Here is a 9949-nt window from a genome sequence, read left to right on the forward strand (position 1 = left end):
GGGACCCGCGGCCGTGAAGGAGGCCGCTCCGATGCCCGGGGAGGAGTCGGACCTCACCGTGCGGCGCGTGCAGGGCGCCCTGATCAAGGGGCGTGAGGACTACCAGCGGGAAACCCTCAACGCGCTGCTGACCCAGGGCGGCATCGCGCTCGGCCTGGTGGGCGCGGCGGGGCTCGGCTTCGGCTGGCTTCTCGCCGACCGGGCCCTGCGCCCCGTGCACGCGATCACCGAGACGGCCCGCCGCGTCGCCCGCAGCCACGACCTCACCGAGCGGATCGCCTACGAGGGCCCGCGCGACGACGTCAAGGAGCTGGCCGACACCTTCGACACCATGCTCGGCCGGCTGGCGCGGGCGTTCGACGGGCAGCGCCGGTTCGTCGCGAACGCCTCCCACGAGCTGCGCACCCCCCTCGCCATCAACCGGACGCTGGTCGACGTGGCGGTGCGGCGCCCGGACGCCACCGACGACGTCAAGCGGCTCGGCGAGTCGCTGCTGGTCGTCAACGGCAGGCACGAGCGGCTCATCGACGGGCTGCTCACCCTCGCCGGGACCGAGAACGTCGTGGTCGACGCCGGGCCGCTCGACCTCGCGGACGTCGCCGGGCACGTCCTGCGGCAGGCCGCCGCCGAGGCGGAGGGCCGCGGCGTGACCGCGGACCGCCTGCTCGGCCCGGCTCCCGCCTCCGGCGACCCGGTGCTGGTGGAGCGGCTCGTGCAGAACCTGGTGGAGAACGCGATCCGGCACAACCGCGACGGCGGCGAGGTGCACGTCGCCACCCGGGTCCGGGACGGCTGGGCCGAGCTCACGGTCGCCAACACCGGACCGACGGTCCCCGCCTACGAGATCGAGACGATCTTCGAGCCGTTCCGGAGGCTCGGCAACGACCGGGTGCGCTCCGACCGCGGCTCGGGCCTCGGGCTGTCGATCGTCCGGGCGACCGCGACGGCCCACGGCGGCACGGTGACCGCGTCGCCGCGCCCCGGGGGCGGCCTCGTCGTGACCGTCCGACTGCCGGCGTCAAGCCCTCCGGGCTGAGGCGGTCCCCTCGGCCGGGGCGGTCGTCCGCGGGCGCAACGCGGACACGGCCAGGGCGACGACCGCCCCGGCGAGCGCCCACCCTGCCAGCACCCACAGCGCGTGCGCCGTGGCGTTGCCGGAGAAGTAGACGGTGTTGCGGACGGCGGTCGTGGCCGCGCCGGTAGGAAGCCACCCGCCGATCGAGCGCCAGAACGGCGGCAGGAGCGCGACCGGGTAGGCGCCGCCGGCGCTGGGGTTGCCGAGGACGACGAACAGCAGGATCGCCAGGCCGATCCCGACGAGCCCGAACAGCGTCTGGAGCGCGGCGGTGGCGGCCGCCGCGGCGAAGACCACGAGCGCCCCGATCCCCCAGAGCGGGAAGAAGTGGCCCGGAAGGGCGCCGAGGAGCGGACCGGCGATGAGGGCGCCGCCGAGCCCCGACACGACCGCGTACAGGGCGAGCGCCCCCATCCGGATGACCGTGCGGCGCGCGTTGGCCGGGCGGGCGCCGCCCGCGACCGCGAGGATCGCCGCCGCCAGGTAGCCGCCCACGACCCAGCCGATGACGAGGTAGAAGGAGGACAGGCCCCGGCCGTCCTTGGGGCCGGGGGGCCGGATGTCGACGACCGTCACCTGCCGGCCCTGGGCGGTCTCCAGCCGGTGCGCCACGTCGGTCGCGGTGCCGGCGAGCGCCGGGCCGGCGGCGGAGGCGACCAGGAGCGTGTCGGTGCCGCCGCGCGGGTTCACGATGATCGCCGCGTCGACGTCCCGGTGCAGGATGTCGCGGCGGGCCTGCTGCGCGTCGGGCGCCGTGCGGGCCTTCAGCGGTGCGCCCTCCAGCGCGTTCACCCGCGCGACGACCTGGCCCGCCACGGCCGGCGGCGCGACCACCGCGACGGGGACGCGGTGCGGAGCCGGCGAATGGAACGCGCCGATGTAGGACAGGATGAACCCGAACTGCAGCAGAAGGACCCCGCTGATCAGGGCGAACGCGCGGAGCGTCACCGCGTCGCGCAGTTCTGCCGCGAACCCGCGGTCGGGCGGGCGCCGGTCGGGCGCGGGAGTGCTCATGCCGGTCGCCTACCCATTCGGTGGCCCGCCAACTGCGCGGACGCCCGGCTCAGGCACCGGGACCCGGGTCAGGCACCGGCGCCGCCGCAGGTGTCGGTGTCGGTGTCGGTGTCGGTGTCGCGCAGGGTCGGGGTGTGCAGCCGGACCGTGGTGCCGCTCGGCCCGGACCGCACGTCGAGGTGGTCGCAGATCTGCCGGGCGAGCCAGATGCCGTCGCCCGGCCGCGGATCGAGCGTCGGCGGGTGCAGGCCGATGAAGGGATCGAGGGACGCGGTGGCGGGCAGGTCGACGTCGCAGACGACCTCCCCGGGCCGGCCCCACAGCGCGACGCTCGGGCGGCGGCCCCCGGCGCCGGGCACGCCGGTGAGCATCTCGCCGACCGCCGCCGCGAAGATCATTAAGCGCTCGCCGGACAGCCCGAGCAGCGCCGTCTCCAGCACGACGGTGTGCCGCATCCGGGCCAGGTCGCCGGTGAACGGCACGGTGACGGCGTCGTCCGGGCGGGCGGCCAGCGGTGCCGCCCGGTCGCGGACGAAGGCGACCGGCTCGGTGTACCCCGGGCTCGCGGCCACGTCGGTGCCGTCCACCATGTGCGGGTGGGTGCGCAGGGCGTTGCCGACGATCTCCGGTTCGAGGGTGCGGGCGTCGTAGGGGCAGACCATGTGGATGCCGGTGCCGGCCAGGACCGCGTTGAGGGCGGAGTCCATGCACTCCCACGCCTCGACCTGCCGGGCCGACCGTCCGGCCCACACGGGCTCGGCGAGGATGCGGACGCGCGCGGCGCCGGGATGCCGGTGCCGGTAGCCGGTGAACGCGGCGACGCGCTGCGGCGGGCGGCGGCCGAAGGACGCGGACTCGGCGTAGTCGACGTTGCGGGCGTGCCGGCCGAGGGCGGTCCGCACCAGGCCGAGATTGACGGGCGTGGTGGTCACCAGCACCGGCTCCTCCCGCCGGAGCCCCTCGTCGATGAACGGGACCGCCATCCGTAAGAATTCGTCGTCGCTGGAGTAGACGCAGCCTTGGTGCACGAACGCGGAGCCGTTCACCCCCGGTCCCCCTTCCAACGGCACGGATGCGCGCCGTCACGCCGTGGTCCGCGGGCGCGCCCTGGCGCGCGGGTCGTCGCCGCGGCGGATGACCTCCCGATCGACTACAGCAAGGATCGTATCGATCACAAGGAGTATCAAGCGGAACGCCGAAATCCCCCTCGCGACTCGTCCGGATGCGGGGGCCGGAGCCTGGAGGCCGGGCCGGGCCACGGTAGCGTCGGACCAATGACCAGTGCTGAACTGCTCACCGACGCGTTCGACCGGATCCGCCAGGTCGTCCACGGGGCGGTCGGAGGCCTCAGCGGGCCGCAGCTCGCCCGCCGCCCCGCCGAGGACGCCAACTCGATCGCGTGGCTCGTCTGGCACCTCACCCGTATCCAGGACGACCACGTCGCCGGGGTCGCCGGCACCGACCAGGTGTGGACGCGGGACGGCTGGGCCGACCGTTTCGCCCTTCCGTTCGACGTCTCCGACACCGGATACGGCCACACGCCGGACGACGTCGCCGCCGTCCGGGTGGAGGCCGACCTGCTCACGGGGTATCACGACGCCGTCCACGCCCGGACCGTCCGATACGTGTCCGCGCTGACCGACGCCGACCTCCCCCGGATCGTCGACCGGGCGTGGGATCCGCCGGTCACGCTGGCGGTCCGGCTGGTCAGCGTGGTCTCCGACGACCTCCAGCACGCGGGCCAGGCCGCCTACGTGCGCGGCCTGCTCAGGGGCTGACGCCGGCCCGCCGGGCCCGCCGCGGGGGCGGGGCGGCGGGGACGAGCTCGCGGATCAGACGGGACCACCGGGGGCCGATCCGGTCCAGGTGGTGGGCCCGCGCGGACCGCAGGGCCGCCTCGCCCAGGCGGTCCCGCAGGCCGGAGTCCGTGATCACCGCGCGGAGCGCCGCGGTCAGGGCGTCCTCGTCCCCCGCGGGGACGAGCAGCCCGTCCCGGCCGTGGACGATCATCTCGGCCGGCCCGGTCGGGCAGTCGAACGCCACGACCGCCAGCCCCATCCCCATGGCCTCGATGACGACCATGGGCATGCCCTCGCGGCGCGACGACAGCGCGTAGACCGCCGCCCGCCCCATCTCCCCGTGCAGGTCCCGGGTGCGGGGGCACAGCTCGGCCCGCCCGCCGAGGCCGAGGTCGTCGATCAGCGCGCGGAGCCGGTCGCGCCGGGGCCCGCCCCCGAAGACCCGCAGGGTCCAGTCCGGGTGCTCGGCGGCGATCGGCACGAACGCGCGCAGGAGCACGTCGAAGCCCTTGGCGTGGACGAGCCTCCCCGCCGCCACGACGACCTTGTGCACGCGCTGCGACGGCCGCTCCGGCAGCGCGGGCGCGGCGTTCGGGATGCGGACGACGCGCACGGGGGATCCCGCGAGCGCCGCCTCGTACTCGGCGCGGTCGGCCTCGGTGAGCGTGGTGACGACGTCGAGCCGGCGGTAGGCGCGGACGATCTGCCGCCGGAGGGCGGGCCGGTAGGCGCCGAGGTGCATGTGGTCCTGGCCGATCGTCGCCACCCCGGCCGGCGCCAGTTCGGCCGCCAGGAGGTTGAGGGACGGCCTGGTCCCGATGAGCACGTCGGGCGGGGCCGCGCGCCAGACGGCGCGGCGCAGCAGGCACACGTCCGTCCAGAGGCTCATGTGGCGGAACGACGCCTCGTCCGCCGGCGTCAGGAGGCTCGGCAGCCTGGACAGCACGCGGGCCGAACGCCCCTTGGGCCCCAGGAGGTCGTCGGCGTAGGTGACCGTGACCCCGGCGGGGAGCGGGAAGAAGGGCCTCCGGCTCCGCTTCAGCACGCTGACGATCTCGACGTCGTGGTCGCGGGCCAGGTGGCCGCACAGGTTCAGCACCGTGCGGATCGTCCCGCCCGTCCCGTGGGCGTTCTGCAGCAGGACGCGGACGCGGAGCCGGTCACCGGGCGGCGGCTGGCGCCTTCGCCGCAGCGGGCGCAGCGTCCAGAGCGCCGCGCGGCGCAGGACGCGGTGCGCCCTGCGCCGGAGGCGGCGCCGCAGTCGCAGCGGGTGCGCTGGCTCCTTCACCGGGTCCCCGATCGCCGACGGCCGTGTCCGGGCCGTTCCCGGGGCGGGGCCCGGCCATGGTCAGCCGGTGGTCACGGTTCGGTCGAGGGCGCTGCCCTTCACCCACCGGTCCCACGACATCTGGTAGTAGCTCCAGCCGTTCATGGGGTCCAGCTTGCGCTTGGTGCCGGTGATGATCACCGGGTCGCCGCGGTAGGACCACTGGTAGTACCAGCGGGCGGCGGCGGGCGGGGAGTTGAGGCAGCCATGGCTGACGTTCTGGCGGCCCTGCGCCCAGGTCGTGGCGGCCATCGAGTGGATGTACTCGCCGCTGTTGGAGATCCGCACCGCGTGCGGGATGACCTCCTTGTAGCCGCCGTTGGCCTTGTCGTCGGGCTTGACCCCCATCCACTCCGACGTCATGATCGCCGGATTCTCCTTGCCCATGGTCAGGTGGATGCCGCTGGTGGTGAGGTAGGTGTCGACGCCGTTGACGACCCGGCCGCCGCGGCCGGCGCTGATCCCCCAGCTGCGGATCTTCTTGCCGTTCTTGGTGGCGACGAGCTTGTGCGTCTTGGTGCTGACCTTGACCATGTGCTCGTCGCCGATGCGGAACCCGCGAGTGTAGTCCGTCAAGCCGTAGGTCCTCTTGCCCGACCTCACCCCGGCCAGCTTGGCGGTGAACGTCACCTGCTGGTTGGGCGCCCACCAGGTCCCGTTCTTCGTACGGAAGATCACCGTGGTGTCGTTCAGCCAGTACCAGGCGCCGGTGGCGGGCGTGGTCGACTTGACCTCGAGAGCGCTCTCGACGGCCTTCTTGTCGGCCACCGGCCGGTTGAAGACCACCTGGATCGGCATGCCGACGCCGACCTTCTCGTTCTTGCTCGGCGTGATGTCGACGATGCTGAGCTCGCTGGCGGCCCTGAGCGTGGCGAACACGGCGTTGACGGTGGCCGTCTTGCCCTTGGGGCTCTTGGCGACCGCGGTGACCTGGTACTTGGCACCGGGGCGCAGCGTGCGCGACTTCCAGTTGGTCTTGTCGGCGGCCATCGCGCCGTCCACGGGCTTGCCCTTGAGCGTGACCGAGACCTGTTCGAGCGTCCCGCCCGCGGCGGTGACGACGACGCCGTCCTCGGGCCTGGCCTTGGTGTTGCCGTTGCCCGGGTTGATCGTCACCTGCGGGACGCTCGCGTCGCCCTTCTCTCCGACGGTGACGCCGGAGTCCTTCTCTCCTCCGCTGCAGGCCGTCGTGAAGAGGAGGACGACCCCCGCCATTCCCGCGCCAGCCCGAACCCCTGCGGAAAGCCTCCGCTGCACCGTTGACCTCCAGAACCCCGCCGTCTACCAGAGCGACATTAGCGACAAAAGTCGACGATCATGCCATGTCCCAGGGTTTTTGCGGGTGGCTGAGATCAAAGCGTTGCAAGACGGAGGTTTCGTCGCCCCTCCCCCGCCTCCGGCAGCCGTCTCAGCGGAGCGCGCTGCCCTCCCGCCACTTGTCGAAGGAGAGCTGCCAGACGCTCCAGCCGTTGTCCCACTCGACCTCGCGGTCGGTCCCGGTCAGCTTGATCACATCGCCGCGCTGCATGACGTCGTAGAACCACTTGGCGTTGGCGGGGCTGACGTTCAGGCAGCCGTGGCTGACGTTCGCCGAGCCCTGCGAGCCGACCGACCACGGCGCGGAGTGCACGTACTCGCCGCTGTTGGAGAAGCGGACCGCGTAGTTCACGACGGTCTTGTAGTAGCCCGCGTCCCCCTCCTTGCGTCCGGGGGACGTCATCGTGACCGGGTTGCCCTTCTCCATCAGGAGGTGGACGCCGCTGGTGGTGGTGAACTCCCGCGTCTGGCCGTTGCCGGCGCTGAACGGCACGGTGCGCAGCTTCTCGCCGTCCCGCGTCACCGTCATGTGGTGGTCGCCGATGTCGCCGGTGGTGATCTGCGCGGCGCCGATGGTGATGGTCGCCCGCGCGTCCTTGGCCCCGTACACGCCGCCGCCCGCGTTGACCCCGGCGAGGTCGGCCTGGAAGCGGACCGTCTGGTGCGGCTGCCAGTACGTCTTGGTCCGGTAGATGACCTGGTCGGAGCCGACCCAGCGCCAGGCGCCCTCGACCGGCTTCTCCGGGCTGACGCGCAGCGTCCGCTCCACCGCGGCCTTGTCGGCGACCGGCCGGTTGAACCGGACGAAGATCGGCATGCCGACGCCGACCTTCTCCCCGGTGAGGTTCGGGGTGATGTCCGCGATCGACAGCGTCTGGGCGGGCTTCAGCGTCGTGAACGAGCTGGTGACCGTGCGGGCCTTGCCGCCCTCGCCGGCCTGGGCCGTGACCGTGTAGGACGTCCCGGGGGTCAGGGTGCGGGTGGAACGCCACGTCTTGCGGCCGTCCCCGTAGCTCCCCGAGATCGCGGCGCCCCCGCCCTGGACGGTGACGTTGCCCAGCTTCGCGCCCGAGGCCTTGACCTCGATCGTGCCGTCCGGCTTGACCTGGGCGGTCCCGTTCGCCGGCGTGATCGTCACGGTCGTGTCCGACCCGCCCGAGGCGAGCTTGCCCTCGCCCCCGATCGAGCAGCCGGTCACGAGCAGCGCCAGCGCTCCCGTCCCGCCGGCCACCACAGGCCCCAACCGACCCTTTGTCACCACTGACTCCCCCAACCTCAAACATTCACCCCGTGTAGGTGAAATCTATCTAAGGATGGAGACGCCCTGAATCACGCCCAGGTTCGGACATCAGCGGAGATTCGCTGCTCAGACGGGTCAGAGCAGGGTCAGAGCAGGGTGAGAGGAGGACAGAGGGGACGAACGGGGGCCGAAGACGGCGCGGTCAGGCGCCGGCCGCGGGGGCGATCGCGGGGGCGGCCGCCGCAGCGGGCTCGCGGTTGACGTGGCGCACCACGCGCTTGAAGCCCCAGACCGAGATCGCGATGCCGACCGCTCCCAGGCCCGCGACGATGCCGGTGCGGAACCACAGGTACATGCTGATCGACTCGTTGAAGAGCATCCAGAGGCTGACGCCCACGTTCGTGAGCAGCACCGCCGACCACAGCAGCGAGATCCGCAGGAAGAACTGGTGGACCCGGGCGTTCTTGTAGAACGCGTCGGGGATCGGCGCCATGTCCTTGGCGAGTTTCATGGCGAGCGGCCGCCGGAGCGGCACCGAGGCGAGGAAGGCCATGCTGACGGCGAGCGTGCCGAGGGTCGGCTGGAGGAAGTAGACGACGGCGCTGTGCGTCGCGGCGGCGAGGGCGGCGCGGACGGTCACGCCGACCGCGGCGAGCATGAGCATCCCCGACACCGGGTGCCCGCGCACGTACCGGTAGACGATCCCGCCGTACACCCAGGCGACGGCGGCGACGAGCGCGCCGTTCAGGCCGAGGACCACGAGGGCGGCGTAGAAGACCGCGACGGGGGCGATGACCCCCTCGACGAAGCGCGGGAGCGCGTGCATCAGCAGCGCGGTCACCCGCGGCAGTTCGAAGATGTGGTGGCCACCCGCGGCCCCCTGGCCGTCCTGCGGCTTCGGTGCCCGCACCAGGCCTGGCGGTTCTTCCGCTGTCATGGTCGCCGGTCGTTCCATCGAGCGCTGCGCTCCCCGATCGGTGTACATGGTCTCGGATGTGCTCACGATTCGCCCCACCGTACGTGATGATCCGCGCGCGTCCGTCCGGTTTCGACGGATCCGTCCCCGCGAAGCCGTTTCCCCTGTTAGTTCGGCCTCGACGCCCTCTTGGTGCGAATCAAGGCCGGATGCGGCCAGTTCCGAACCCGCCTCCCCGGCTTATTTCCGCGTTCCGGGCAGAGGTCACGAGGGACTTCTTCCGGGTATCCCCAAACCCTTTTCAGGACTCGGGCGCGGTGATCTGGACCTCTTTCGCGGCCGCGTAGATCGCCCGCAGGGTGACCGCCACGGACGGCCTGCGCACGCTGGCGGTGCGGGTAACGGCGTAGACCTCGCGGGCCAGCCTGCATTCGGGGATGCGCCGGACCGCCACGCCCTGGTCGCCGGCGGCGAGCGCCAGCGCCGGCACCGCGGTGATACCGATGCCGCGGGCCACGAGGCTCAGGATCGTGTGGAGGCCTTCGAACTCCCACGGTACAGGGCGGGCGCCGCCGACCGTGTCCAGGAGCCGCTCGACGGCCTGCCGCGACGGCTCCCCGGCCGGCGCCGCCATCCACGGCTCGTCCCGCAGCCGCTGCAGTTCGACCGGCCGGTCCGGACGGGCCATGGGGTGGGTGTCGGGGACGACCAGGACGAGGGGGTCGCGGCGCAGGTGGAAGAACTCCAGCGCCGCGGGTGACTGGTCGGGGACCTTCCCCGTCCAGTCGTCGATCAGCGCGATGTCGACCTCGCCGTTCTGCACCTGGCGGATGCCGGTGCCGGGCGCGGTCTGCCGGAGCACGAACGTGAGCCCGGGATGGTCGCCGAGGCTCTGCGCCAGTGCGGGGGCGAACGCGACGGCCGCGGTCGGGAAGGCGGTGACCACGACCCGGCCCATGGGCGCGTCGGCCTGGGCGGACAGCTCCGCCTCGGCCGTCTCCACGAGGCCGAGGATCTCCTCGGCGCGCTCGGCGAGGCGGCGGCCGGCGTCGGTCAGCTCCGCACTGCGCGCCGTCCGGTCGAGCAGCGGGACGCGGGCCTCCCGTTCGAGGGCGGCCAGCTGCTGGGAGACCGCCGAGGGCGTGTAGCCGAGGGCGGCGGCGGTGGCGGCGATACTGCCGCGGCGGGAGAACTCGGCGAGAAGCCGCAGGCGGCGCAGCGCCAGCATCCCGTCGGCGACGAGCACGACGGCGACGGCGGC

The 9949-nt window shown here is 73.0% G+C and carries 9 protein-coding genes; 2 read left to right on the plus strand and 7 right to left on the minus strand.

The genetic code is table 11. The features are described 5' to 3' along the window. On the plus strand, positions 1–1036 hold a 1036-nt coding region (locus AB0C69_RS30370; protein WP_360358501.1), incomplete at its 5' end, for a HAMP domain-containing sensor histidine kinase. Here AB0C69_RS30370 and AB0C69_RS30375 read toward each other — a convergent pair. Both AB0C69_RS30375 and AB0C69_RS30380 read right to left on the minus strand, forming a co-directional pair. After that, positions 1019–2089 (minus strand): hypothetical protein, encoded by a 1071-nt coding sequence (locus AB0C69_RS30375; RefSeq protein WP_360358502.1) that lies wholly within the window; start codon positions 2087–2089, stop codon positions 1019–1021. The two genes, AB0C69_RS30370 and AB0C69_RS30375, sit on opposite strands and share 18 nt — an antisense overlap. 68 nt (positions 2090–2157) lie before the next feature. Further along, entirely contained in the window at positions 2158–3135 is a 978-nt protein-coding gene (locus tag AB0C69_RS30380) for a sensor histidine kinase (RefSeq protein WP_360358503.1), read from the minus strand. A gap of 228 nt (positions 3136–3363) precedes the next feature. Here AB0C69_RS30380 and AB0C69_RS30385 point away from each other — a divergent pair, with 228 nt between their 5' ends. Further along, positions 3364–3867, plus strand: coding sequence for a DUF664 domain-containing protein (locus AB0C69_RS30385; RefSeq protein ID WP_360358504.1), 504 nt, complete (start codon positions 3364–3366; stop codon positions 3865–3867). On the opposite strand, the gene AB0C69_RS30390 is transcribed toward AB0C69_RS30385, so the two are convergent. From AB0C69_RS30390 to AB0C69_RS30410, 5 genes are all read right to left on the minus strand, one after another. Next, positions 3857–5176 carry a glycosyltransferase family 4 protein gene (locus AB0C69_RS30390; protein ID WP_360358505.1) on the minus strand — a complete coding sequence of 440 codons (1320 nt, stop codon included), beginning with the start codon at positions 5174–5176 and terminating at the stop codon, positions 3857–3859. The genes AB0C69_RS30385 and AB0C69_RS30390 overlap by 11 nt on opposite strands. Positions 5177–5236: 60 nt before the next feature. Beyond that, entirely contained in the window at positions 5237–6430 is a 1194-nt protein-coding gene (locus AB0C69_RS30395) for an Ig-like domain-containing protein (protein WP_360358506.1), read from the minus strand. 193 nt (positions 6431–6623) lie between these two features. Further along, entirely contained in the window at positions 6624–7766 is a 1143-nt protein-coding gene (locus tag AB0C69_RS30400) for an Ig-like domain-containing protein (protein WP_360358507.1), read from the minus strand. Positions 7767–7974: 208 nt separating this feature from the next. Continuing rightward, on the minus strand, positions 7975–8682 hold the full coding sequence (locus AB0C69_RS30405) for a VC0807 family protein (RefSeq protein ID WP_353834489.1): 708 nt from the start codon (positions 8680–8682) through the stop codon (positions 7975–7977). A gap of 307 nt (positions 8683–8989) precedes the next feature. Beyond that, positions 8990–9916, minus strand: coding sequence for a LysR family transcriptional regulator (locus AB0C69_RS30410; protein WP_360358508.1), 927 nt, complete (start codon positions 9914–9916; stop codon positions 8990–8992). Positions 9917–9949: the final 33 nt, after the last annotated feature.

The organism is Actinomadura sp. NPDC048032 (genome assembly GCF_040653175.1).
Taxonomy (GTDB): Bacteria; Actinomycetota; Actinomycetes; order Streptosporangiales; family Streptosporangiaceae; genus Spirillospora; species Spirillospora verrucosospora.

Bases quoted from the DNA above. Each gene is read 5' to 3' on its own strand.
- AB0C69_RS30375 (WP_360358502.1), bottom strand. From the start codon at position 2,089: ATGAGCACTCCCGCGCCCGACCGGCGCCCGCCCGACCGCGGGTTCGCG.
- AB0C69_RS30385 (WP_360358504.1), top strand. From the start codon at position 3,364: ATGACCAGTGCTGAACTGCTCACCGACGCGTTCGACCGGATCCGCCAG.
- AB0C69_RS30395 (WP_360358506.1), bottom strand. From the start codon at position 6,430: ATGGCGGGGGTCGTCCTCCTCTTCACGACGGCCTGCAGCGGAGGAGAG.
- AB0C69_RS30410 (WP_360358508.1), bottom strand. From the start codon at position 9,916: ATGCTGGCGCTGCGCCGCCTGCGGCTTCTCGCCGAGTTCTCCCGCCGC.